Here is a 25,438-nt window from a genome sequence, read left to right on the forward strand (position 1 = left end):
CCCTAAATCCAGGCTAAAGGTACTGCATCAGAATCAAAAGTAGCCAAAAGTCGAACTTAGTTTCTGCCTGGATTTAGACTTTAGAGGAATTGTGTTACAAGTGCGATCGCAGTAATCTAGATGTTGGTAACAGCAAAATATTCACCTAGCTACTGCTTGGGCAACAGGAGGAAAAAATGAGAGAACACATCAGCCGGCAGAAAAAAAATACTACAGGCTTCTCAATCCCATCCCTGAAACACCCGATACGCGGCTTTGGTTTGGAGTCGTCGGCAATTTCACGCCAAGCGGTTCCTGAAATACAACCACTTACTCACGATATCAGTCGCATACCACTGCGTACCCAAGCAAAACTCTCAATTAGCCAGCCTGGAGACATTTACGAACAGGAAGCTGATAGCGTCGCACAGCAGGTAATGCAAAGAATGGCGCAACCTGTAAATCGCCAGTCTATCCAACGAGAAGCATTGCCAGAGGATGAGGAAGAATTACAAATGAAATCTCTGGACAATAGCACTTTGCAACGAGAAGCATTGCCAGAGGATGAGGAAGAGTTGCAAATGAAATCTCTGGACAATAGCACACTGCAACGGCAAGAAGTGCCAGAGGATGAGGAAGAATTACAGATGAAGCCGATGGCGCAGCGTCAGGGTGAGGCTGTGATGGCTGGTGCGCCAGACCTGGAAGCATCCATTAACCAAGCAAGGGATGGTGGACAAGTGATGGCAGACAATATCCGCGAACCGATGGAACAGGCGTTTGGCGCAGATTTCAGTGGGGTAAAGGTTCACACGGATGGTCAATCTGACCAGTTGAATCGGTCAATTCAGGCGCGTGCTTTCACGACGGGACAGGATGTGTTCTTTCGGCAAGGGGAATATAATCCTGGGAGTCGGGGCGGACAGGAGTTGTTGGCGCATGAGTTGACCCATGTTGTCCAGCAGAGTGGCGGTGCGGTACAGCGATCACCTTTACCACCGCAGCAGTTCCCGCAACACCCTGCCACGGAAGCACTATTGGCATCGGTGGGCGATCGCGTGATCCAAGGGAAAGGCGAAAAAAGAACAGAAGAACCGAAAATCAAAGATATCTCCCCGAATAAACCGAGAGTAAAGCTACTCCAACAAACTATTAATCCTACTTTAAACCGTCAAGTGGACATTGTTCAGCGGGTTATGATCGGGAAGACTAATATTACTTCCGATTCCGAGTTTGTAGAGATTAGTGAAGCCTTGAATTGGAATAAATTTCAAGGAATAAGGATCAAACTGACAAGTGACCAAATGCAAGCATTAGTAACAGAACTTGCAGATCGGGAAGATTGCAAGGAAATCGTTGAAGAGCTTAAAGAAACACTGCAACCTGAAGAAGACGAATCGGAATCTTCGGATAAAGATGAATACGAATCAGAAGAAGAAAGTGCAGAAAATTTTAAATTTCAAGATTTTCCCTCGGTCAAAGGAAATTATAAATTAATCGGAGTACACGAAACTAGGAGCAAGAATGTTAATTCACTTGTAGCCAATGGTATTTCCAGTGACATGATGGGTTCGGGTCATGGTCTTGGTAAGGGTACAGGATTCTATATTTTACCGGTGTACAACTCCAATTTGAAAAAATCTATCGAAGGACTTAGATGGGGCACACGTTTTGTTGCAGTATATATAAACCAAAACTGCACACTAAAGAGAGCAGAGGATGGAGAGAATATGGAGACTTTGGAGAATAAGTCTGGTGGAAACAAATATTATTACGAATTTGGAAAGCTGGAGCATGTTATCCCCGAATCGCTTTTTGGTGAGGTGAAACTAGCTCGGTTACCAAACGATATATAGAAGACAGAGATGAGTCGTAAGCCGTGGAAGCGGATCTTATAGGAGGTTTTTATAAAGGGTGCGCTCGCGGAACAAGTGCGCTCACGGTGAAATTGTCAAATTATCAGAATTTGCCTACCCTACACCTCTTGAAATGCGATCGCCCGATACTATAGAATAGGCTTCCCGAAAATTTAGACTTTCGATGAATTGTGTTAGGAGTGCGATCGCTGTACTCTAGATGTTAGTAATAGTAAAATATTTATCCACCTACTGCTTAGGCATCAGGAGAAAAAAATGAGAGAACGCATAGGCCAGCCCAAAAAAGCTACCACTGCTTCCTTCTCAATACCTGCACTCAAACAACCAATACGTGGTTTTGGTTCAGAGTCCTCTGGTGCTTCATCCCAAGCAGCAAATGAGGTGCGATCGCGAAATTTACCTTTAATGCACGACATCAGTCGAATGTCACTGCGTCCACAAACAAAACTCACGGTTAACCAGCCAGGAGATATTTACGAGCAGGAAGCTGATAGACTAGCACAGCAAGTGATGCAGACGATGGATGGGTCTGTAGGTAAACAGTCTGTGCAACGGGAAGCATTACCAGAGTCAGAAGAAGAATTACAAATGAAATCTCTGGCGGATGCCAATATTTCGCTGCAACGGGAAGCATCACCAGAGTCAGAAGAAGAATTACAAATGAAATCCCTGGCAGATACTAATATTTCACTACAACGTCAGGGTGGTGGGGTTGCAGCCACATCTGACTTGGAAACTTCAATCCAACAAGAACGGGGAAGTGGACAGCCACTCTCAGACAATATCCGCCAACCAATGGAGCAAGCTTTTGGGACTGACTTTAGCAGTGTCAAAATCCACACAGATAGCAACTCTGACCAACTCAACCAATCTATCCAAGCTCGTGCCTTCACTACAGGACAGGATATATTCTTCCGTCAAGGAGAATATGCTCCTGAGAGTCATGGAGGAAAGGAATTACTTGCCCATGAGTTAACTCACGTTGTCCAACAAAATGGTAGTGCGCTTGGGCGTAAATTGCTTCCTGAACAGGAGATTAAAAAAAACAAGATCCAAGCCAAACCCCTTCTTAACTCCCCTTCTGGGTATCAACCAGTAATCCAGCGTAACCCTTTTGAAAAGGTTAAAAAATTCTTTTCCAAATACAGTGGCGATAGAGATAACGGTGGCGATGAAATAGAAGAAATACAGGTGAACGGGGAGGACTGGAAAAAATATATGGAGTTAGATATCTTGACGATGCAGCCTAGCGATATCATAACGGACAGGCAATTTGGGCATAATTTATATATAAATATCAGATGGTACAACAAATCGCAGAAAAGATTGCGCCTTTTGACACCGCCACCACTGGAATATTTTGAGGAAATAACAAAGATTACGACAGACAACGGCGGCAATAGAACTACGGAAACAGAATCGCTGGATCAGTACGCAAACAGGCCAAATTCTAATACTTTCCGTAGCTACGCACTCGGTACTCAGGGCATGATTATAGATCCAGGTAAGTCGCTCACGGCAAGATTTCTTGATCCGCCGCAGATCACAATCACACAAGAGTATAAATCCCGTACTGTTAAGTTCAAAATCGGGTTACGGGGGTCGCAACAGTGGCTAACTGGTGTACAGCGACTAACGTGCGAGAATAACAAGATAATAGAGCATGAGTTTATCCCAACAAGACTCAGGGCTGGCTAAGAACCACGGCACAGTTAGTTTTTATAAACCTATTAATTATCTTGCAAAAGTCCCATCAGAAATTAAAGACTCTTGAATAATCATTAATAACGCTTAAGAAGCCGATCGCTGCTGGTCAATTTGCAGTGGGATATTTTCTTGCACTAGTTGCCAAAAGTGTTTGATGGGGGGAATTTGCAGACGGTCTTGAGTTGTTACCATAACTACCCGACGAGTCAAACTCGAACCATCTGCTAAACCGCTAGTATTATTGCTGGCTAAGGAACGAATCGCCAGGGTAGGGTCAAGACGAGCTTCCAGTAATGCTGATTGAGGTAGCAAAGCTATCAGTTCTCCTTGACGCACCACTCCTCGGAAGGCATCTAGGGTATTTACCTCTAAAACCGACTGGAGTGTAGCCTCCATTCGCTCAAATCTATCTTGGATTAAGCGCTGCATCCCATAGCCATCTTTAAAAACCACTTGAGGATAACGAATTAGCTCCGACCAAGGGACAAATTCATATTGGGTTAGGGGATGATTGGCTGCGATTAAAACTTCTATAGGCTCATCATAAAGTACTTCTACCACCATTTCTCTACTGGTGGTTAAAAAGCGATTATTCATCACAATTGCTAAATCCACCAATCCATCTTTGAGGACTTTCAGGGCGCGATCGCTTCCCAATGAAGTCACCCGCAATTGCACATCTGGATAATCATGACAAAATTTTTGCAACACTGGTGGTAAGTAAGATCCACACAGGGAGTGAATCACGGCAATGCAAAGTTCTGGTTGCTTTCCGGCGATTAAATCGGCTAATTCTTCTGTAGCAGTCTGCCACTCTTGGCAAATTTTGCGGACGCGGGGTAACAAACGTTCACCTCCTAGCGTCAGCTTGGCATGACTAGTTCTGTGAAACAGTTCTATCCCCAAATCTGCTTCTAATGCTTGGATTTGGCGACTAATCGTTGATTGGGTAACACCAGATGTTCGCGCTGCTTGTTGAAAGCTGCCGGTTTGGGCGATCGCTAGAAAGGCTTGCAACTGCTCTAGGCGCATTTTTATGTAGCCTGAATTACATTTATCGGTTTAATTAAGTTAACGGATTTTTATCCACAATTTAGTAGACTTTGTTACAGGTCTTTTTCTCTGATTTACATTTAAGCAAATCAAGTTTTACCTCGTTTGTCGTCAATTATCCGCTTTGCACCGATTTTTTCGGTAAATTTGACCAAAAAAGAGTTGACTATTTTCTGCTGAAATATATAAATTTTTAGATAATATTTTTAACAGTATCGCTCTGAGCGCTCTCCTGTAATTACAGAAACAGAGAGTTTAGCCATAGCAAACTATCAGTAGTTCACTTCATCATATTATGCGACAGATTATATATTAGTTTCCAAGTGCATGAAGTAATCATATCAAAACCTTCACCCCCAAGCCCTCTTTGTGAGTTTAAAAAGGGCTTGGGGGTAAGGTACAGTTTGACCTAACTCTTATTAAGATACGCTATCAGGTCTCAGTGATACAAAATTTTGTACAACCTCAAGTAGATAGCTGTACAACTTACAGATACGGCTGCGATCGCATCAGATTTACAAGAGATACAGAGGGCACAAACTACGGCTGTACCCTCCTAGAGTGTTGTGAATATTATTTTATGGAGCGAGAACCTGTGACTTCATCAGGATCGCGATAAGCCCGGACTTTTTCGCGATTACGTAGTCCTGCTAAACCAGCTAGACCAAGCAAACCTAGCCAACCCCAATCGAAACCGCGATCGCTAGTTCTTTCGGAAGTGGTGACGCCTGTATTCCTGTTAGTACCTGTGGCATCAGTGCCTGTGCCTGTGGAATCAGTACCCGTTGTGCCAGTACCTGTGGAATCAGTGCCTGTTGTACCACCACCGCCTGTGGTTCCAGTACCTGTGGAATCAGTGCCTGTTGTACCACCACCGCCTGTGGTTCCAGTACCTGTGGAATCAGTGCCTGTTGTACCACCACCGCCTGTGGTTCCAGTACCTGTGGAATCAGTGCCTGTGCTTCCAGTTCCTGTGCTTCCAGTGCCTGTGCTTCCAGTTCCTGTAGTTCCAGTGCCTGTGGTTCCAGTGCCTGTAGTTCCAGTGCCTGTGGTTCCAGTGCCTGTAGTTCCAGTGCCTGTGGTTCCAGTGCCTGTAGTTCCAGTGCCTGTGGTTCCAGTGCCTGTAGTTCCAGTGCCTGTAGTTCCAGTGCCTGTGCTTCCAGTGCCTGTGCTTCCAGTGCCTGTAGTTCCAGTGCCTGTGCTTCCAGTTCCTGAGCCAGTGCCTGTGCTTCCAGTTCCTGAGCCAGTGCCTGTGCTTCCAGTTCCTGAGCCAGTTCCTGAGCCAGTTCCTGTGCTTCCAGTTCCTGAGCCAGTGCTACCACTAGAGCCTCCACTGCCAGAGCTACCACTAGAGCCTCCACTGCCTGAGCCTCCACCGCCGGAACCTCCACTTTGGGCAAAAACTGAAGGAGGTAAGGATACAGAAGCGAAACTGATGGCAAAGACAGTAGCTAAAACAGCTTTAGATAAATTTAAAGGCTTCATGCTTATGGTTCCTTTTATGTTCTAGATTTCTGTGGTTGATTGATTTTGAAAAGCGATATTGTCTCTTTAATCCACTGCTAAATTAGGTAATTTCTGGCATAGTTAAAGATTGAGGAGTGTTTTACTTGGCTTCTTCTGGAAACGTTGAAAGGATTTAAAAATACCACCACCACTTACTATTCGTCCCATTCAACAAAATAACTCATAAACAGTAATTAATTCAGGATTAAGAACCCACGAACAAAGTCGCTTGTTCAAAATATAAATTAAATATTAAATTTACTTTTACCTATCCCATTTTTACTTGATTATTATGAATTATTTTGTTGTTATTAGCTAGCGTAAGTGTTATTTTTTCGGTGGACTTCTACCATAAGAGTAAAACTACTTATATCGCAGGAAATAATTTGGCATTGAAGTTAAGTTAGTTTATAAGCGTAAAACATTTTAGAGTCTGTAATTAGATAAATCGACTTACCTAAGAGGTACAAGCGATCGCTAAGTTAATCAGGATTTTCATCTCAGTAAATATAATTACTTTATTGACACTAGTTTTTAGTTATTTGGATATAAATCAACTAAAAACTTTAAACAGCTAGATGCTGCTAGCGGTTGAGACTCTAAAAACAATCCTTTACAATACTATTTTACCTGAGAACTTATAACTTCATACTCTAGGAGTGTCTTACTTTAGACTTAAGGAATACTTTTGTTGTCAGTTAAGTAGGATGGCGTAAATAATTAAAGGTTTGTAATAATGACTTTAGTCTTCTCTTCTGTACGAGAGGCTGCGCCAACGAGATGCTACGCAATTAAAAGTTGAGACTAAAATTTACCATTCGGCTAAAGCGATCGCTATTCCTTGTTTTAAATCTGGTGTGATTGCATGATTATTTGCTAACTGCTGCAATTGTTGATGTGTGGCTTCCCCATCCAGATTTTTCAGTGCAGCGATCGCATGTAGTCTCACCGATGCGTTAGAATCGCCTAACAGCGAAATCAATGGTTCAATTGCCTGCATTTTGCCTAACTGTCCTAAAGACAAGGCGATCGCACTTTTGATGCTGACAATCTCTGTGGCTGGATGCTGGAATCGCAGTATTTGCAGTAAGATTTCTGCGGCTGGTGTAGTTAACTGCGGTTTTTGCACTCGTCCTAAAACGGTGACAATTTCTTGCCAGACTGTTTCTGATGTACTTTGATTCAGTGCTGTTTGCAAATATTCCAAACTCGATAACGTCCCTACCCAACTTAAAGCGCGGATGGTTTCTAATTGCACCGTTATCGGTGTCTGGGGTGAAATCAGCAAATCAAATAAGTATTTGGCAGCGTCATCACTACCAATCCGAGAAAGGGTAACTGCGGCTGTACAACAAACATCAAGGTTAAAGTCGTAAAGTTTAGGTTGCAGTCTCGTTATTAAATCTAATGCTTGGTGTAAGTCGGGACGAAAACCTAAACCAAGCACTGCTACACGCCTGACTGTGGCGGCTGTATCATCCAAAGCTTTTAACAATACTGGTGGTATGCGTTCGTCATGAAAACTGCTGAGGGCTTCAATTGCAGCGGCGCGGATTGTTGCTTGCGGATCTTGCACTACACTCAACAGCGGTGTGATGGTTTCTGGTTGCCGAATACAACAAAGCGATCGCACTGCTAACAATCGTGTATTTTCATCTAATAGAAGTTCAGTTAGTGAAGTAATAGCAACAGTACCCATTTGTCCCAGTGCTGTAGCTGCGATCGCTTTAAGTTCTTCATCTCGATCATTTTTCAACAATTCAACTATTGACGCAATAGCTTTTGGGTGTTGAAATTCGCCCAAAGTCCTGGCTGCATACCAGCGCAATTCGTCTTCTGCGTCTTCATCTTCTAATATCTCTACCAGAGATGGGATGGCAATATTTCCCAAGTGAGTCAACACTTTGGTAATTTCCCAGCGTTGTTGAAAATCCCCCATTTCTAACATGGGAAGTGTTAATTTTAACAGATATTCTCGATTTTTAACTATCTCTGGATGTTCCGAGTCTGCCCCTAAAATTAATTGTTGCAAATATTGAATTAGTGATGACCAATCAGCTGCATAATATGCGGCCTCGGCTTGCACCAAAAGCTGTTTGATGTTACTCACAATATCTTGCTTGAATTATCAATTTTCTACCTCCTGCCCCCTGCCTCCACTAACCTGGCTTGACTACAACCGAATTACCCTCAATCTTGGCGGCATAAGTTTTAAGCGCTTCTGTCGCTGGGCCTTTTTGCACTTTACCATCGGCTCCATATTCCGAACCATGACAGGGACAAGCGAATTTTTTCGCATCAGCTTTCCATGCTACAGTGCAACCTGCATGAGTACAGGTAGGGTCAACAGCAGTTAGATTTCCGGCTTTAGATGTGCCGATTACCAGCACAGGCCCAGCAGGTGAGTTTTTTGCCAGCAATTGACCTGTTTTATCTAAATCTGCTGATGTACCTACTGTTTGCCAATCTTTAGATGCTGGAGTTGTTTGAGAAGAACAAGCTGCGATCGCTACAGGTAGAGAACTCGCAATCAAACCCAAACCTACCCAATTAATAAAATCACGACGTTTCATAGCTGCTGAAATAATATCTAAGTTTTAGTTAACATCTGCCATTCAATTTTGGATTTTAGATTAATCTATGGCGATCCAATATTGCTTCAGTCATCTCAAATACCGTTGATTAAGGGTTCTACATCGTTTATTGGTGACTTTAATGTAAAAAATGCATAGGACTCATGCGTTTTTTGTAAATATTACCAAAAAACGTAACAATTTATACGATTTTAACAAAAATCTCACCTTAAGTTATGAGTATTGAAATTGTTACATGAACATTATCTAAACCTGCTTGACAAATTCCCAAGATGTAAATAGCCACAAATTTTCTTTAAATAACCACGGATTTGAAGTTTCGCGCTGGAATGCTCTTGAGCAAAAATAATCAGCCGTAATTAAATATTAAGTTTTTATTCCCTAGCCCTCGTAGATACAGCACCTAATGTAACTACGAATTGATTGATATTGGGCAATTACGACCACATTTGCCGATTGTATCAGTAATTTGCAACGAGATTCAGCCTCATGACAGACACAGCAAATACCCCTAGCCTCAATAAGTTCGAGAAATTAAAAGCAGAAAAAGATGGACTCGCCATCAAAAGTGAGATAGAGAAATTTGCCGCTCTGGGTTGGGAGGCAATGAACGAAACAGATCGCGATCATCGACTCAAATGGGTAGGCGTGTTTTTTCGCCCAGTTACCCCAGGTAAGTTTATGATGCGGTTGCGGATGCCTAACGGTATTCTCAGCAGCAGTCAGATGCGTGTTTTAGCCCAAGTGGTGCAGCGTTACGGTGATGATGGTTGCGCTGATATTACTACCAGACAGAATATTCAATTACGGGGGATCAGAATTGAAGATTTACCAGATATCTTTAATAGATTTGACGCAGTTGGTTTAACCAGCGTTCAGTCGGGGATGGATAACGTCCGCAATATCACAGGCGATCCTGTGGCGGGGTTGGATGCAGATGAGTTGTACGACACACGAGAGTTGGTACAGCAAATTCAAGATATGCTCACCAACAAAGGCGAAGGGAACCCAGAGTTTAGCAACTTACCACGAAAGTTTAATATTGCGATCGCAGGTGGACGAGACAATTCAGTTCATGCTGAAATTAATGATTTGGCTTTTATTCCCGCATTTCAGGAGGGGACAGGGCAAGAATTTTCCCAATCACCAATATTCGGGTTTAACGTTTTAGTCGGTGGCTTTTTCTCCGCTAAACGTTGTGAGGCGGCGATTCCTCTGAATGCTTGGGTGGCTCCAGAAGATGTAGTAGCTTTATGTAGAGCGGTTTTGGAAGTATTTCGCGATTGTGGCTTACGCGCTAATCGACAAAAATCGCGCTTGATGTGGCTAATCGATGAATGGGGTTTAGAAAAGTTTCGAGCAGAAGTAGAAAACCGTTTGGGTAAATCATTAATATCCGCAGCAGCAAAAGACGAAATCGACTGGGAAAAACGCGACCACATTGGGGTATATAAACAAAAACAAGCAGGATTAAATTACGCAGGTTTAAACATTCCTGTCGGTCGGTTGGATGCCGAAGATATGTTTGAAATCGCTCGTATAGCAGAAGTTTACGGCACTGGCGAAATTCGTTTCACAGTTGAGCAAAACATTGTTATACCCAATATTGCTGACTCACGTTTAGCAACATTTTTAACAGAGTCTTTGCTGGAAAGGTTTTCTATTGATCCAGGTTTGCTGACACGATCGCTAGTATCTTGCACAGGCGCACAATTTTGCAACTTTGCCCTCATCGAAACCAAAAACCGCGCCCTGGCAATGATAAAAGCCTTAGAAGAAGAGTTAACCTTCACCAAACCAGTGCGAATTCATTGGACAGGTTGTCCCAACTCCTGCGGACAACCCCAAGTTGCAGACATCGGCTTGATGGGAACTAAAACTCGCAAAAATGGCAAAACCTTGGAAGGCGTTGACATATATATGGGTGGGAAAGTTGGCAAAGATGCCCATTTGGGAACTTGTGTTATGAAAGGCATACCATGCGAGGACTTGCAGCCAGTATTGCAAGATTTACTAATCAAAAACTTTGGGGCAAAACCCAAACAAGAAGCCTTAGTAGTTAGTAACTGTTAGTACTTATCGGAGGTATTCGCCATTGGGCAAAACTCATACTTCAACCTTAAAGGTGCAACTTCCGAGATAAAAGGCTCAACCTTCGAGTTCAAAGCCTCAACTTCCGAGATAAAAGGCTCAACCTTCGAGATAAAAGACTCAACTTCCGAGTTCAAAGGCTCAACCTTCGAGTTCAAAGGCTCAACCTTCGAGATAAAAGGCTCAAGCTTCGAGTTCAAAGCCTCAAGCTTCGAGTTCAAAGGCTAAACCTCCGAGTTCAAAGGTGCAACCTCCGAGTTCAAAGGCTCAACTTCCGAGATAAAAGGCTCAACCTTCGAGTTCAAAGGCTCAACTTCCCCTCAATATGGTTCGGATAAGATCCCCCCGCCTGTGGCGACCCCCTTAAAAAGGGGGTAATTAGAAAAAAAAGCCCCCCTTTTTAAGGGGGGTTGGGGGGATCTCCGACGAATAAACACGTTAACCGAACCGTATTGCATCTTCCCTTACCTCTTCTCCATATTTTATTCAATTAGAAAGACTGGAATGCTTAAAAACTTATTTTCATTTAGCGATCGCTACCGCATCTTACATCAGACTTGGTTTGCTTTCTTTCTCACCTTTGTTTGTTGGTTTAACTTTGCTCCCTTCGCTACGACCATTGGCAGAGAACTACATCTAGCACCAGAACAAATCAAAACTTTAGGCATCTGTAACCTCGCCCTCACAATTCCTGCACGACTAATTATTGGGATGCTTCTGGATCGTTTTGGCCCCAGAATCACCTACTCAATCCTGCTGATGTTTACGGTTATTCCTTGTTTAGCAACGGCGCTAGCGCAAGATTTTAATCAACTAGTCATCAGTCGTTTGCTAATGGGAATTGTCGGGTCTGGGTTTGTTGTGGGTATCCGCATGGTGGCGGAATGGTTCCAGCCGAAGGAAATAGGAATTGCCCAAGGTATTTATGGCGGTTGGGGCAACTTTGGAGCTTTTGGTGCAGAGTTTGCTTTACCGATACTTGCAGTTTCTACCAGCTTTTTCGCTGGTGGTGCTTCTAACTGGCGATTTGCGATCGCACTTACAGGGATTATTGCAGCCATCTACGGCGTAATTTATTACAACAGTGTCCAAGATACACCCACAGGAAAAGTCTACAAAAAACCTCAGAAAAATGGTTCTCTAGAAGTAACCAGCATTAAAAGCTTCTGGGCGATGATTGTCTCGAATTTGGGTTTGATTTTTGCCTTGGGTTTACTAGCTTGGCGCTTGGAACAAAAGAATATTCACTTCCTAACTTTGAGCCAAATGTATCTGACTTGGTTACTATTAGCAGGATTATTTGCTTATCAAAGTTACAAAGCTTGGGAAGTAAACCGAGAACTTCTAATTGGCAACAAAACTTACGCTCCATCTGAACGCTTTCAATTTGGTCAAGTAGCTTTACTGGAATTTACTTACATAACAAGCTTTGGCAGTGAATTAGCAGTTGTTTCCATGCTCCCAGCATTTTTTGAAAAAACCTTTGCTTTAGAGCATATTGCCGCTGGGATGATTGCCGCTACCTATCCGTTCTTAAATTTAATTTCTCGTCCTAGTGGTGGCTTAATTTCTGATAAATTTAACTCCCGTAAGTGGACAATGACAATTATCAGTACTGGCATTGGTGTTAGTTATTTGATGGCACGTTTTATTAGTAGTAGCTGGCCGATTCCGGTAGCGATCGCAGTGACAATGTTTGCCGCCTACTTTGCCCAAGCTGGCTGCGGTGCAACTTACAGCATCGTCCCCCTAATTAAGAAAGAAGCCACTGGACAAATTGCCGGGAATGTGGGAGCTTACGGTAATTTTGGTGGCGTAGTTTACCTGACAATTTTCAGCTTAACCGATGCTCCAACACTGTTTTCTACAATGGGTTTAGCCGCTTTAGTATGTGCTTTTATGTGTGCCTTCTTCCTCAAAGAACCAAAAGGCTCTTTTGCCGCTGCTTATGAAGGTGAATTACCAGAAACCACAACTAAAAATCCTACCTTTTTAGCGGAAGAATAAACTTATTGCATAAATCAAAAATAAGAACCCCACCCCATTTTTGATTTACATCAAAGTCTCCTCTCCCCGCTTGCCTACAGTGTCTCTTCACCTGCAATGCCAATGCATCAACCTGCATTGTTAATGCATCGACTTGCAATGCTAATGCATCGACTTGCAATGCCAATGCATCGACCTACAATGCCAATGCATTAACCTGCAATGCCAATGCATTAACCTGCAATGCCAATGCATTAACCTGCAATGCCAATGCATTAACCTGCAAAAATTAATTCACTTTACGCAGTAGTAAGTTGGGTTGAGGAAGAAACTCAACAATTAGCCTTTAATTTTGGGATGAGCGGAGCAAAACCCAACTTACATATCTTTACAGCTATTTTCAGGTAAATAGACCATGCGGTAGGGGCGCAAGGCCTTGTGCCCCTATAACAGATGTGGTTCAAATACTTGAATTCTGCTGTAAGCAAACCGTATGGATATCTTTAGATCCAGGATTAGCGTGCAACATATAAATTTCCCAAGCTGGCGCTGCATCTGAGGTTGCACAATCAAAATAACAAAATGGTACAACTGCCATGAGTGAATTTACCAAAACTCTCTGTCCTTACTGTGGTGTTGGCTGTGGTTTAGAAGTCTCACCTCCAGCCCAACTGGGCAAAGCAACTAATCGAGATAGCCAAGGAAATCCAATTTGGCGGGTGCGGGGTGATAAAGCCCATCCATCCAGCCAGGGTATGGTTTGCGTCAAAGGTGCAACGATCGCAGAATCTTTAGATAAAAATAGATTACATTACCCAATGGTGCGAGACTCCTTAGATCAAGAGTTTCGGCGTGTTAGTTGGGATGAAGCTTTTAATATAATCACGCAGCGCATTCAAACTATCCGCTTCACTCAAGGGCCAAAAGCCTTATGTATGTACGGTTCCGGTCAGTTTCAAACCGAAGATTATTACATAGCTCAGAAACTGATGAAAGGCTGTCTGGGTACTAATAATTTTGATGCCAACTCACGTTTATGTATGTCTAGTGCAGTGGCTGGCTACATTCAAAGCTTTGGCTCAGATGGCCCGCCTTGCTGTTACGATGACTTGGAATTAACCGACTGTGCATTTCTAATTGGTACTAATACAGCCGAATGTCACCCCATCGTTTTCAATCGACTGGAGAAATATCATAAAAAGAACCGCAAAGTCAAAATGATAGTGGTCGATCCCCGTCGCACACCAACCGCAGAAGCTGCTGATTTGCATTTAGCTATTCGTCCTGGTACAGATATTGACTTGTTAAACGGCATCGCCCACTTGTTGATGCGCTGGAATTACATTGATACCATGTTCATGGACGATTGCACCAGCAACTTTCCCGCTTATGCTGAGGTGATTCGCCACTATCCCCCAGAAATAGTAGCTCGTCACTGTGGAATCAGTATTGAAGATTTAGAAACAGCAGCTCGTTATTGGGGTGAATCTGAGCGGGTACTATCTTTGTGGTCAATGGGTGTGAATCAATCCTCAGAAGGGACGGCTAAAGTCAGAACTATCATTAACCTGCACCTGATGACTGCACAGATTGGCAAACCTGGGGCTGGCCCTTTTTCGCTGACAGGTCAGCCGAACGCGATGGGAGGACGGGAAGCCGGAGGTTTGGCGAATTTATTACCAGGTTATCGAGCGGTGAAAAATCCCCAGCACCGTGCAGAAGTTGAGGAGTTTTGGGGACTCAAGCCAGGACAAATTTCGCCCAATCCCGGTTTAACTGCTTGGGACATGATTACTGGGTTGGAAAATGACGCTGTAGAGTTACTGTGGATTGCAGCTACTAACCCAGCTGTGAGTATGCCAGATTTAGAGCGGACTAAAAAGGCGTTGTTGCGATCGCCTTTCACTATTTACCAAGACGCATATTATCCTACAGAAACCTCTGCTTACGCTCATGTTCTGCTACCAGCAGCCCAGTGGGGTGAAAAAACTGGTGTGATGACAAACTCCGAACGAGTGGTAACTCTGTGTTCAGCATTCCGTCAACCGCCAAGAGAAGCTAAAGCAGATTGGGAAATTTTTGCCGAAGTTGGACGTAGATTAGGTTTTGAGAGAGAATTTGCCTTTGCGAACTCCGCAGAAGTTTACGCTGAGTTTGTCCAACTAACTAAAAATCGTCCCTGCGAGATGACAGGTATCAGTCACACGCAATTACAGACACAAGGCCCGACTCAATGGCCTCATCCTGAAGAGAGCAGGGGGAGCAGCACTTCGGCTACGCTCAGTGACCGAGGAGCAGGGGGAGAAGCATCTGCCAATCGCTCTGGGAAAAGACTATACACTAACTTGCGCTTCCACACCCCTGATGGACGCGCTCGATTTGGGGCATATTACTCCAAGGGATTGGCAGAACCACCAGACCCAGATTATCCGTTTGTGCTAACTAATGGAAGACTTTACGGACACTGGCATACGCAAACACGCACCGGTCGAATTGAAAAAATTTGCAAAATGCATCCCGAACCGTTTATCGAAATTCATCCCCGTGATGCTGCTTGGTTAGGTATTGTCGATAGTATGGATGTGGAAGTGCGATCGCGTCGGGGTAAAGCGAAGTTTCCTGCTAAAGTGACAAAAGCGATCGCACCTGGTACAGTTTTTGTCCCCATGCACTGGGGTTCGCTGTGGGCTGACAATGCCGAAGCTAATGCCCTCACCCATCCAGAATCGTGCCCCGATTCACTGCAACCAGAATTAAAAGCCTGTGCGGTACAGCTGATACCAATTTCGGTGGAAGTCCCCATCAAAAATCATCAACTCCAGTCTTCACAATGGTAAGCTGCAAACTGTAGCTCGAAAGTGGTAATTTATAACCAGCAATAGGTAATTTCGTCAATAATCAATAGTCAATAGTTATTATCATTTTTTATGACTCTCTAATTTTGACTGTTACCAATTACTATATTTAAAGAGATAAATTTTTAGTAATAAGAGATTTTACTAAACTTAATTTCAGCTATAGATAAAGAATAAAAAACCGATAGAAAATTTACAAAGCATCAGCAAGTAATCTTTTTCCCATCCTCTAGATTTATCTATGGGATTTTATTTTATAATCGGGTGCAGCACTATGAAAAAGTTACTTAGGCAAATTTTAGGAGCTACCAAAGATGAGAACTTCATGTACATCATTGAAAACATAGAAGTGCTAGTTTCTAAAGCTCTATCTATTTTCATGGTAATTGTAATTTTTGTAGCAATCACAGATTTAGGAATTTTTATTTTTAAAGAATTATTTATAGTTCCTTATGGGAAGTTTAACACAACCCTGTATAAGGTTTTCGGTTTATTTTTAAATATTTTAATTGCGTTAGAAATTTTAGAGAATATTACAGCCTATTTACGAAGACACGTTTTTCAGGTTGAATTAGTTATTGTCACTTCTTTAATTGCTGTTGCCAGAAAAATTATTATTCTTGACTTAGAAAAAATTGGAGGTCTTGATATAATTGGTCTAGGTGTAGCTATTCTTGCCTTATCGATTAGTTATTTGATAATTCGTTTCAGTAATTCTAAAGATGCAAGTTAAAATAATTCGTAATTCCTAATGGGGATTTATACTCCGCCACAAAACTTGCCGCTTTTCCCATTCCCTATTTCCCATCCTCACCCATCAACTTTGGGTTTGTCGAGCTATGACAGATTTCTTTCAATTTGAAGCAGACTTTGTTGATTCTCTGCGTTGCATCCCCATGCAGGTGCGTTGTAAATTAGATACCTGTGGTATCAAGCTAAAATTGTCTGATTGGAATCAAATGACTACAGCCGAGCGTCAAGCTTTAGTCGAATTACCTTGCACTACAGAAACGGAAATTCAATCTTACCGCGAACATATCGAGAAATTAATTATGCAACGTACTGGTACACCAGCTAAAAAATTGCCCATTGAGCCTCATCCGGCATGGCTAGACTCTGCCACTGTACCAGCTAGCCTTCAGGACAAAGCTCAGGAAATAGGTGTAACTCTAACACAGCAAAATTGGGCAGTTTTAACGCCTTTACAGCGTTTTGCCTTGATTAAACTCAGCCACCCAGGACATGAAAACAAAAATTTTCCTAGAGCGATCGCAGAATTTCATCTGCTTTAATTAGTCAATAGTAGTGAAAATAAAAAATCTGTAGAGTGAATTACACTTTATTAACTTCCCACCCTCAAATGATACATTACAAAACTAAATGTGTTGTAATGTATCAAAAATTCGTGCGGATGCTAACGCCTAAAATAGCTGATTTTAAACTAATATTTACTTTATATAGCGTTTCTGAATAAGAGTGGGGTTAAGCTGTACCTCACCTGCATAAAACACAGCTTTATCTCTCCTCTCCATGAATTGCCAGAGGAGTTTCAATATTTACTTCACGTCATGCACCTGGGAACCGCTATAAACAATTATTGACTAAAAAGTGAGGTTAAGAAAATATATGGCTGCAAAGAAACTTTTGATGCTTGTTGGCGATTATGTAGAAGACTATGAAGTGATGGTTCCTTTTCAGGCGTTGCAAATGGTAGGACACACTGTCCATGCAGTTTGCCCCGACAAAAAAGCTGGCGACAAGGTGCGGACAGCAGTTCACGACTTTGAAGGAGATCAGACTTACAGTGAAAAACCCGGACACAATTTCACTTTAAATGCTACGTTTGCAGAAGTAGAAGTCACAACCTACGATGCCTTAGTCATTCCCGGAGGACGGGCACCAGAATATATCCGCTTGAATCAGCAGGTGCTAGAAATCACCCGTCACTTTGCCCAAACGAATAAACCGATTGCTGCCATCTGCCACGGCTTGCAGATATTGGCAGCTGCTGATGTACTGCAAGGTAAAAGATGTACTGGCTACCCTGCTTGTAGCCCAGATATCAAGAGTGCTGGAGGGATCTATGTTGATATCTCTGTTGATCGAGCAATAGTTGATGGTAACTTGGTGACAGCACCAGCTTGGCCTGCTCACCCGCATTGGCTAGCAGAATTCCTCACAGTACTTGGAACTAAGATTGAACACCCAGAACTAGCTACAGTTATTTGAGGCAATATACCGGATATCTTTTGATTCAAGACTTTAGAAGAGTTTCTTTACCTACTCTCCACTCCAAAAGAGCTTAGTCAATTATCAGTGGCAAAAACAACTGACATTTCAGGTGACGCTCCCACGTCGCTACCGCTTTTCTATGAGACGGGATGCGTTCGCCGTTCCGCTCGCGCAGCATCTCGTACAGAAGGAAAGGCGATAGCCTCTCCCTTTGGGAGAAAACCTTACTGGCTCACAATATACGACTGAAAATTATATATTTTTGAAATATAACTAAATGCAGTAAAAAATACTATTTTTTAATAATTTGCAGTGGGTTTAATTTGCCGCTACGATGTCAAAAGTAGAGCATCGAGACAATCTGATTTAGCTCCTTAACAAGCCAGTTTTAGGACAAACTCTCAGCAGATGGAATACTTATTTACATGAGGTGAAACAATTTGAAATTTTACATCAATAATTTTAAATTTCTTAGCAGTAAGTGAAGCTATAGTGGATTTAGCAATGCTGCTGCTAATGTGGCTAAGGTTAGTCCTGCTGCCAAATTATGTGAAGAATTAGTTTAGAAACGCACTCTAACTCGATGACAGGCAAAAACGCAAGACATAATGCATTTCTGCGGCTAGTGTCTGGTAATGGGGTAGCTTTGGGAGCAGAATCTCGCTACTCGCTGCCCCCCAGTAAAGAAATGGTAATTGGACGCGACCCCAGCTGCCAAGTTGTCTTGGATGCCATGATGTACCGAATGGTATCTCGTCGTCATGCTGTGGTTCGTCCCCTATCTCTATCCCCAGATAGCAAATTTAGTTGGGTGCTTTGTGACTTGAATAGTGCTAATGGCACTTATTTGAATGGAGAACGCTTGTATGAATGTCAGGAATTGCACCCAGGCGATCGCATTTCTCTAGGTGCTGATGGGCCGCAATACATTTTTGAGTACGAGTATACCTCACTGACTCCGGCGACGACAGTGAACCAAGTTACACCACTGCCTTCGGCAACAAACTACCACAACCACACGCAATTAAAGCAGCCAGATTCTGTTAGCTTCACCCAGCTTTTTCCGATTATTTCCACTGGTAAAGATTTAACTAGTAAAGCTTACCTCGTACCGGGAATACTGACCGTAGTCTTTGTGGTGCTGATGTTTGCTACAGTCGGTCGCCCCCAAGCTAATCAAGTAATCGTAGCGAGTTACATCGCCTTCGCTGCCTACTATTTTGTTTACCAACTTTGTGGTAAACAAAAGCCTTGGTGGGTGCTAATGGCTACGTCATTGGGTACAATCCTGATTTTGCTCAGTCCGCTGTTGGATCTATTTATCTTCGTATTTCGCGGCATCCTGCCTGGAAGCTTGCCCACACCCCAAGAATCTATCACCTTCACAGAGTTACTGGTGCGGATGTTTTTTGGCGCTGGGTTGATGGAAGAATTACTCAAGGCATTACCTGTACTAGGGGCCTTTGCCATCGGTAGAATGTTGTCTTCACCTTGGCGAGAACGTATCGGTATCTGGGAACCTCTAGATGGTATTCTCCTGGGTACAGCTTCTGCTGTGGGCTTCACTCTCTTGGAAACCCTCGGTCAGTATGTGCCGGATATTACTCAAAATGTCACGCAACAGGTGGGTATAGGGGCTGCTGGTCAACTGGCAGGTTTACAACTGCTAATTCCGCGAATTTTAGGCTCTGTAGCTGGACACATGGCTTATAGTGGCTACCTGGGTTATTTTATCGGGTTGGCTGTCCTCAAACCCAGTAGAAGTTGGCAAATTCTGTCTATTGGTTATCTGAGTGCCTCTGCGCTTCATGCTTTGTGGAATGCTACAGGGTCAATCAATGCCTTGCTTTTGGTAGTTGTTGGAGTGTTATCTTACGCCTTTTTGATGGCGGCAATTCTCAAGGCACGGGCACTGTCACCGACGCGATCGCAAAATTTTGCTACCCGATTTCTTGGACCAAAATAGAGGAAGCAGGGGAGCAGGGGGGAGAACAAGCAATGCTTGAGTATTTACCTCTTGGGATAGATGGCCTAGTTTGAAAATCAGCGTATCGTTAACTTATTATAGGGTAAATATACTTACAAAAATAAAAATCATTAAACTTCTTCTTGCAAAAGTCTTGATTTTCGACTCTATATCTTTGGGTAAGGGAAACCAACATCTTTGCAAAAGACATCTATCAATAGAGTGAATACAAAGCGCGGGTCACACGAACACAAGGCATAGTGAAAACTTTTCCTACTCACTACTCCCAATTCCCCATTCTCCACTCCCCATTCATAGTTCAGGTTGGGACTTGTTAAGTTCAGTAAAAGCATAAGAAGCGATCGCTAAACTAACCTTTGCTTTCTCCACTTCTGATAAAGCTGTCCACTCGTTGTTTTGAAGATTACTGAGTGCAGATACCGCGTTTTGCGATTCGCTACTGCGCATAGCGTAAGCAAAAGGACGAGCCAAAACCATCAGATCCTCTGTTCCCCAAGTTGGTAGTACTGTCTGAACGCACTCAACTAGTTGCTCGCTGATTAATTGGCGAGCCGCAAATATCTCAGCAGCTTTGGTGGCGATGGTATTGAGCAATATTTGGGGCACACAGACGGAAAAATTAGTACGTAATGTTTCTTGAAGGTTAAGCACTACTGCCTGTTGTGGGTTATCATTAGGGTCTGGTGTAGGAGTAATACTAGACCAAAGTGTATCTAAATGTCCGTAGAAATCTTGCGAGCGCCTAATTAGTTCTTCATCAAGCAAATCTTGCATTCCGAACTGTTGTTCTAGTTCCTGAAAATAAGCTTCTGATTCATCATCACCTGGATTCCAGGGATAGTTAGCATCCTCTGGTTCTAGTAACGCTTCTAATAACTCTAAATCTACTTGAGATGGCAAAGAAGAGAAAGTGTCTGAGCCGTTAATTTTGTCAGCCATATTTTCTTACCTGATGATTATTTGGTGGTATTGACAGCTACAAGTTCTAAGAGGAGATTTCCGCAAAAAAAGTTGATTTTTTCTCCAAAAAACAGATTTTAAAAGCTGATGCTAAAGACTCAAATTCATTTACACAATAGCTTTGTTAGGAGTCTTCAATCACAAACTCCCAAGTTTCACCTCTAGCACTTCCAAACTTTAACTGCATCCCCGATTTCAAAGGGACTTCCTCTCGGAGGATTTGTTGCCAGCCATTAGGGCCTAAAAACCAGGTTGTTCCGTAGGTGGAAAAATCTTGCAAGTAATAAGTTCGCATTAATGTAGCATCAGTAAGAGTGTTGCGGCAGAAGATTTCGGCGTGGCGTTTGGATACAGATGGTTCGGGAATGACGATATCATTATCTTTCGTGCGGCCGATGCGGGTAACACCATAACGCAGTAGCCAGGTTTTACCTTTTGGAGTGAGCGATCGCAAAGAAGCAATCGCAAGCGAGGAACCTACATCAGGAATGGCTGTATCTGGTAGTTCCGTAATACCTTCATCCAGATTTTTAATGAGTTCGCCATTAAAATCTGGATGCAGGTAGAGAACAGGCAAAGTCCAAGCAGGTTGATTAAATTTATACAGTGTTAACAACTCTTGCCTAGCCTGTGCTACGGCTTCATCAATTGGCTTGTGCGATCGCAAAGCTTCGATAAAGGCTTGAATAAAACTATGGCTTTCGTGGTCAGCGATTTCATCGCGCATCCCCAAAACCGCAGGTACACCATGACGAATCAGTACTTCTGCTAAACTACTGGCAGGGATAGCTTGATGATTGATCGCGGCTGGTTGTGCACCCCAACAGGCGTTGAAAACTGCTAGTTTCACTCCTGTACGGGTCAATACTTGCGCCAATTCTATCCCATTGAGGGGCATATCTGGTCGCAAAAATAGTAACCCTCCATCTGGGTCTGGCAAACCATGTCCAGCGTAAAAGAAAACATTGTATTCTTTAGTTTCTAATTCATCAATCAACTGTTGTGGAGTTGGTTGAATGAGTTTATTCACGACACAAGGTGCATATCTTTGGGCATTACCAGGCGTATCTGCAAGAGCTTGCTGTAAGATAGCGGCTTCTCGTTCTAGTTGCAGCTTGTCATCATGACCTAAAACCAGCAGGATACTTAAAGCTTGGTCAGTTCGCAAATACGGTAACGCGTCAACTTCAGTGGTGGTGCGACTAAATAGCAAATCTTGCGACAGAGACATTGCCGATTGACCAGGCTTGCGCTGCATAATTTCCCAAGGGAAAGCGATCAGATCCGGGTCGCGAATTTCTAGTTGAAAGCGCAAACGTGTATGCTCACCCATAGCCATACCGTGACTGCGTTCTAGACTACCAAGAATTTGTCCGTCGAATACCCAGTGCCATAAATTCATTCCCAAGTGTTGCATCAGACGACTGCTGTAGGGACCAGTAGTTTGACCTGAAGGGGATGAAATCCAATCTATAGGGAATGGGTTGACCTTTTGAGATGTTGAGTTTGGGGAAATATCTAGGCGACCATGACCAGCAAACATCTGCTGCCATTCTTGCCAGACTTGGGTGAGTTCAACAGGCCATACACAGTCACGTAAAACGTAACCACTGGGATATGGAGCCTTGACCACCCAAATGGCGAAGTTGTCAGTGCCAGTGTTTAAGAGACGGGCGATCGCCAAATTCAGGGATGGCATGGATTCATTAAACTAAAAGCTAAAAAAAATAATTTCAAATAACAATTCTCCAAGGTGAAAATTTTCTACTTTTTTGACCTTGTAAGTTTTTTACTCTGATTGTTACCTGTTATTATTCCAGGTTTTTACTAGTTTATCGAGTATTTGATTAAGTTGGACTGGTGTCAGATGGTTCGGTAACTGGCGGTTGCGTCACAGATCTACATGGATTTGGTACGTTTGATTGTAAAACAACGCCAAAACGGTTGACTTGGAAGGAGTTTAGCAATACTGTTGCTGGCAAAGGTTTTGAATTTGGTGGAACTGAGGTAGTTACATCTGGGTTATTAGGATTAGCTGGAGTTTGTGTAGTTTTATTGGCACAGACTCGCATAGACATCAAAAAACTCCCAGAAGCAGGATTTGGATTTGATTTTTTCTCAATAACTTCTAAAAAAGTCCCACGAGGAAGTGATTGGTTGTTTCCCAAGGAGATGTCATTATTGGTTTTAATTACCCAACCAAGAGAAAGATTAGCCAGCGATCGCGGTGTAGATGTCGCTTCAATGGCAGGGTTGGCAGGGTTTTGAGTTTGTAATGGATTAGAAAAAATTGGAGAGGCCCCTGATGGCGATCGCAGTTGCTTGACGAACAATCCTAAAAAACCTGCTGCGACCACAAATATTAATGGAACTATCCACTGTAGGGGGAATTGACGAGATTTAGCAGGCTCAGTGTCTGGAATCACCTGAGTCTTATGGTTTGGGCTGCCTAAAACTGTCGCATCTGTCGCCCTGGATGCTAAATCAACAGTTTTGGCAGAATAACTCTCTGGAATCACTGCTTGGATGGTGATTTCTGGTTCCCAATATTGGACTTGATAGTGAACTAAAGCGACGGTGACATTATCGTGTCCATTTTTAGTATTAGCAATTTCGACTAATCTATCGGCAACAGTTGCTATATTTGCTTCCCCAACTAAAATCGGCAAGATTTCTGTTTCCCAATACTCTTCTACCCGATCGAAGTCACTCAAACCATCGGATGTGAGCAGAAAAACAGCATCTTCATCGAGCATAAACCGTCCCGATGTAGGATGCAATGAAGTGCTAGAACCCATCCCCAAAGCTTGGACGAGAGAACCAGCCGCACTTTGTTGCACTGCCTCGCGGTAAATGGCATAACCTAGTCGCACTTCGCGGGAGGCGACATCATCATCGAGGGTAACTTGATAACAGCCGTGACGTGTAATCCAGTAGGCACGACTATCGCCAACGTGAGTAATATACATTTCATGAGCAACAGGCAATGCCATGACTAAAGTCGTGCCCATGCGTTGACGCCCTTGGCGATTTTCACCGTCATTGCGCTGACTGATTTTATCATTGGCCATTGCCACTGCCTTATCTAGGTCATTCAGCAGCAATGAAGGGTCTATATGGTCGTAGGGAACCTTTGTTAGTTGCTGTACCTGCTGCTGGATTGTTTCAATGGCTAAATTTGAGGCCACATTGCCGCCTTCGTGTCCGCCGATGCCATCACAGACAATTGCTAAGGCTGTTGGCTGGGGTGGTTTGCTCACCAGAGTTCCACTGGGGGGGCTACAGGCATCTTCATTACGTTGGCGACTTGGCCCGGTGTCGGTTTTGGTGATAATTTGGATGGTGGGTGTTTGCGATCGCCCTAACCCTGCCAGTCCCCGATCTAAAACTCCGACTAATTGATCGGTTGAATTAATCTCTCCCTGAATTAAAGCAAGGCTAACGCGATCAACAAATTCCGCGATTGCTGGTTTGGCAGTGCTGACCAACTGTTGCCAAAATTCACCTAATTGGGGCAATTCTGGTGATGTGGCGCTATCAAAACGCAATTCCAACAAACGTACTAACGATCCTTCTACCCGTAATACATCAGAGTCAAGTAAGCTAGAGGCGACACCTTCACTCACAAGAGGTTGCCACAGATGAGCTATTTGCCATAACCAATTTAGTTGGCGCATTGATGTTGCATTACGCCAAGCGGTGCTTAACTGGCTGCCCAAATGTACTTGTTGGATAGTATCATCTATTAATAGCGGCGGTTTTTCTAAGAGTAATATTTCTCGGTGGGAAGACCCGTCAGCAACAAAAAGCACTCCATATACCTGGGGTACGTGTAAACGGTAGGGAATCAATCTCAGGTAAGCTTTTAGAGGCTGCAAATTATCTAATTCAGGCGTTAGCGCTAATAAACCAGGCTTCGTATCTAAAAGAACAAATTTATCAAGAATTAAATAGCGATCGGCTAATATTTCTCCAGGGCTACCCACACTTGGACTATCTACCACAGCCCAGAGATAATTTTTGGGTAGGGGCGTGGAACATCGCTGGCAAAACTTGTGAGTCAGGGGGTTGGCAGCCTGACAATTTTCGTTTGGACAGTAGAGCGTTGCCGCGTCATTTTCCATAGTTTTCGCACCGATCAGCGATTGGCAATTTCTTTAATAGCATTAGTAGGGACAATCTAGACCGCTCATCTTTCTTAAACTTGACATACCCAGACTTTAGATGATGATTTTAGCTGGCGGATATCAGCAGGTGCTAATACTTATCTGCTCCAAAAAATATGCTCCTAACTCAACCCTACAGCCTAATCATAGCTTCTATTGCCCTGTGACTCTCCATCGCCAAAGCAACTAACTCCAACCCTGTCACCACAGCATAACCCAAGCATAACTGCGCGATTTGTTTTTGCTAAATTACCCCATCATTAACAGGCAGAGAATGTTGGTATTTATTTAGTTTATAAGTAGGATAGCAAGAATTAACTTTGATTTAAGAATTAAGAATAGTAAATATTAATTTTGGCAAAAGTACCTGATAAATCCAGTGGCTCTAAAAATCTCTTGAGGACTGCTGTTAGCGGATAGCTAGAGTTGAGTCAGTGCTGAGTTA

At 43.1% G+C, this 25,438-nt stretch carries 17 protein-coding genes; 9 read left to right on the top strand and 8 right to left on the bottom strand.

Features of this window, described 5'->3' with window-relative positions:
- Positions 1 to 176: 176 nt before the first annotated feature.
- Both NLP_RS25785 and NLP_RS25790 read left to right on the top strand, forming a co-directional pair.
- The gene (locus tag NLP_RS25785; RefSeq protein ID WP_104908811.1) at positions 177 to 1,835 is read left to right on the top strand and encodes an eCIS core domain-containing protein; all 1,659 of its coding nucleotides are present in this window, start codon (positions 177 to 179) and stop codon (positions 1,833 to 1,835) included.
- 276 nt (positions 1,836 to 2,111) lie between these two features.
- The gene (locus tag NLP_RS25790; RefSeq protein ID WP_104908812.1) at positions 2,112 to 3,554 is read left to right on the top strand and encodes an eCIS core domain-containing protein; all 1,443 of its coding nucleotides are present in this window, start codon (positions 2,112 to 2,114) and stop codon (positions 3,552 to 3,554) included.
- A gap of 93 nt (positions 3,555 to 3,647) precedes the next feature.
- On the opposite strand, the gene NLP_RS25795 is transcribed toward NLP_RS25790, so the two are convergent.
- The 4 genes from NLP_RS25795 to NLP_RS25810 all read right to left on the bottom strand — a co-directional run bounded on the left by NLP_RS25795 (position 3,648) and on the right by NLP_RS25810 (position 8,695).
- Entirely contained in the window at positions 3,648 to 4,595 is a 948-nt protein-coding gene (locus NLP_RS25795; protein WP_104908813.1) for a LysR family transcriptional regulator, read from the bottom strand.
- 594 nt (positions 4,596 to 5,189) lie between these two features.
- Complete coding sequence (locus tag NLP_RS36235) at positions 5,190 to 6,101, bottom strand: WGxxGxxG-CTERM domain-containing protein (RefSeq protein ID WP_199784694.1); 912 nt, start codon at positions 6,099 to 6,101, stop codon at positions 5,190 to 5,192.
- An 832-nt stretch (positions 6,102 to 6,933) separates the two neighbouring features.
- Entirely contained in the window at positions 6,934 to 8,235 is a 1,302-nt protein-coding gene (locus NLP_RS25805) for a HEAT repeat domain-containing protein (RefSeq protein WP_104908815.1), read from the bottom strand.
- A 46-nt stretch (positions 8,236 to 8,281) separates the two neighbouring features.
- Complete coding sequence (locus NLP_RS25810; protein ID WP_104908816.1) at positions 8,282 to 8,695, bottom strand: QcrA and Rieske domain-containing protein; 414 nt, start codon at positions 8,693 to 8,695, stop codon at positions 8,282 to 8,284.
- A gap of 510 nt (positions 8,696 to 9,205) precedes the next feature.
- Here NLP_RS25810 and NLP_RS25815 point away from each other — a divergent pair.
- Positions 9,206 to 10,789: a ferredoxin--nitrite reductase gene (locus NLP_RS25815; RefSeq protein WP_104908817.1), complete on the top strand. Its 1,584-nt coding sequence runs from the start codon at positions 9,206 to 9,208 to the stop codon at positions 10,787 to 10,789.
- Here NLP_RS25815 and NLP_RS25820 read toward each other — a convergent pair.
- Complete coding sequence (locus NLP_RS25820) at positions 10,786 to 11,028, bottom strand: hypothetical protein (RefSeq protein WP_104908818.1); 243 nt, start codon at positions 11,026 to 11,028, stop codon at positions 10,786 to 10,788. The two genes, NLP_RS25815 and NLP_RS25820, sit on opposite strands and share 4 nt — an antisense overlap.
- Before the next feature lie 283 nt (positions 11,029 to 11,311).
- Here NLP_RS25820 and NLP_RS25825 point away from each other — a divergent pair, with 283 nt between their 5' ends.
- The 6 genes from NLP_RS25825 (at position 11,312) to NLP_RS25850 (ending at position 19,846) form a co-directional block, all read left to right on the top strand.
- Positions 11,312 to 12,814, top strand: a complete 1,503-nt coding sequence (locus tag NLP_RS25825; protein WP_104908819.1) for a NarK family nitrate/nitrite MFS transporter — start codon at positions 11,312 to 11,314, stop codon at positions 12,812 to 12,814.
- Between the two features lie 575 nt (positions 12,815 to 13,389).
- The gene (locus NLP_RS25830) at positions 13,390 to 15,630 is read left to right on the top strand and encodes a molybdopterin oxidoreductase family protein (protein ID WP_104908820.1); all 2,241 of its coding nucleotides are present in this window, start codon (positions 13,390 to 13,392) and stop codon (positions 15,628 to 15,630) included.
- Between the two features lie 292 nt (positions 15,631 to 15,922).
- Positions 15,923 to 16,381, top strand: coding sequence for a phosphate-starvation-inducible PsiE family protein (locus tag NLP_RS25835; RefSeq protein ID WP_104908821.1), 459 nt, complete (start codon positions 15,923 to 15,925; stop codon positions 16,379 to 16,381).
- A 106-nt stretch (positions 16,382 to 16,487) separates the two neighbouring features.
- Positions 16,488 to 16,940 carry a nitrate reductase associated protein gene (locus tag NLP_RS25840; protein ID WP_104908822.1) on the top strand — a complete coding sequence of 151 codons (453 nt, stop codon included), beginning with the start codon at positions 16,488 to 16,490 and terminating at the stop codon, positions 16,938 to 16,940.
- 334 nt (positions 16,941 to 17,274) lie between these two features.
- Positions 17,275 to 17,877, top strand: a complete 603-nt coding sequence (locus NLP_RS25845; RefSeq protein WP_104908823.1) for a DJ-1/PfpI family protein — start codon at positions 17,275 to 17,277, stop codon at positions 17,875 to 17,877.
- Between the two features lie 586 nt (positions 17,878 to 18,463).
- Positions 18,464 to 19,846: a PrsW family glutamic-type intramembrane protease gene (locus NLP_RS25850; RefSeq protein WP_104908824.1), complete on the top strand. Its 1,383-nt coding sequence runs from the start codon at positions 18,464 to 18,466 to the stop codon at positions 19,844 to 19,846.
- Between the two features lie 312 nt (positions 19,847 to 20,158).
- Here NLP_RS25850 and NLP_RS25855 read toward each other — a convergent pair whose 3' ends face one another.
- The 3 genes from NLP_RS25855 to NLP_RS25865 all read right to left on the bottom strand — a co-directional run bounded on the left by NLP_RS25855 (position 20,159) and on the right by NLP_RS25865 (position 24,951).
- Complete coding sequence (locus NLP_RS25855) at positions 20,159 to 20,806, bottom strand: hypothetical protein (protein ID WP_104908825.1); 648 nt, start codon at positions 20,804 to 20,806, stop codon at positions 20,159 to 20,161.
- A 145-nt stretch (positions 20,807 to 20,951) separates the two neighbouring features.
- Positions 20,952 to 22,526 (bottom strand): CHAT domain-containing protein, encoded by a 1,575-nt coding sequence (locus tag NLP_RS25860; RefSeq protein WP_104908826.1) that lies wholly within the window; start codon positions 22,524 to 22,526, stop codon positions 20,952 to 20,954.
- A gap of 148 nt (positions 22,527 to 22,674) precedes the next feature.
- Positions 22,675 to 24,951, bottom strand: coding sequence for a protein phosphatase 2C domain-containing protein (locus NLP_RS25865; RefSeq protein WP_104908827.1), 2,277 nt, complete (start codon positions 24,949 to 24,951; stop codon positions 22,675 to 22,677).
- Between the last annotated feature and the right edge of the window lie 487 nt (positions 24,952 to 25,438).

The organism is Nostoc sp. 'Lobaria pulmonaria (5183) cyanobiont' (assembly GCF_002949795.1).
Classification (GTDB): Bacteria; Cyanobacteriota; Cyanobacteriia; order Cyanobacteriales; family Nostocaceae; genus Nostoc.

What these genes read in the sequence shown, in the direction of transcription:
- NLP_RS25785 (WP_104908811.1), top strand. Translation starts at nt 177, where the DNA reads ATGAGAGAACACATCAGCCGGCAGAAAAAAAATACTACAGGCTTCTCA.
- NLP_RS25790 (WP_104908812.1), top strand. Translation starts at nt 2,112, where the DNA reads ATGAGAGAACGCATAGGCCAGCCCAAAAAAGCTACCACTGCTTCCTTC.
- NLP_RS25795 (WP_104908813.1), bottom strand. Translation starts at nt 4,595, where the DNA reads ATGCGCCTAGAGCAGTTGCAAGCCTTTCTAGCGATCGCCCAAACCGGC.
- NLP_RS36235 (WP_199784694.1), bottom strand. Translation starts at nt 6,101, where the DNA reads ATGAAGCCTTTAAATTTATCTAAAGCTGTTTTAGCTACTGTCTTTGCC.
- NLP_RS25810 (WP_104908816.1), bottom strand. Translation starts at nt 8,695, where the DNA reads ATGAAACGTCGTGATTTTATTAATTGGGTAGGTTTGGGTTTGATTGCG.
- NLP_RS25815 (WP_104908817.1), top strand. Translation starts at nt 9,206, where the DNA reads ATGACAGACACAGCAAATACCCCTAGCCTCAATAAGTTCGAGAAATTA.
- NLP_RS25825 (WP_104908819.1), top strand. Translation starts at nt 11,312, where the DNA reads ATGCTTAAAAACTTATTTTCATTTAGCGATCGCTACCGCATCTTACAT.
- NLP_RS25830 (WP_104908820.1), top strand. Translation starts at nt 13,390, where the DNA reads ATGAGTGAATTTACCAAAACTCTCTGTCCTTACTGTGGTGTTGGCTGT.
- NLP_RS25835 (WP_104908821.1), top strand. Translation starts at nt 15,923, where the DNA reads ATGAAAAAGTTACTTAGGCAAATTTTAGGAGCTACCAAAGATGAGAAC.
- NLP_RS25840 (WP_104908822.1), top strand. Translation starts at nt 16,488, where the DNA reads ATGACAGATTTCTTTCAATTTGAAGCAGACTTTGTTGATTCTCTGCGT.
- NLP_RS25845 (WP_104908823.1), top strand. Translation starts at nt 17,275, where the DNA reads ATGGCTGCAAAGAAACTTTTGATGCTTGTTGGCGATTATGTAGAAGAC.
- NLP_RS25850 (WP_104908824.1), top strand. Translation starts at nt 18,464, where the DNA reads ATGACAGGCAAAAACGCAAGACATAATGCATTTCTGCGGCTAGTGTCT.
- NLP_RS25855 (WP_104908825.1), bottom strand. Translation starts at nt 20,806, where the DNA reads ATGGCTGACAAAATTAACGGCTCAGACACTTTCTCTTCTTTGCCATCT.
- NLP_RS25860 (WP_104908826.1), bottom strand. Translation starts at nt 22,526, where the DNA reads ATGCCATCCCTGAATTTGGCGATCGCCCGTCTCTTAAACACTGGCACT.
- NLP_RS25865 (WP_104908827.1), bottom strand. Translation starts at nt 24,951, where the DNA reads ATGGAAAATGACGCGGCAACGCTCTACTGTCCAAACGAAAATTGTCAG.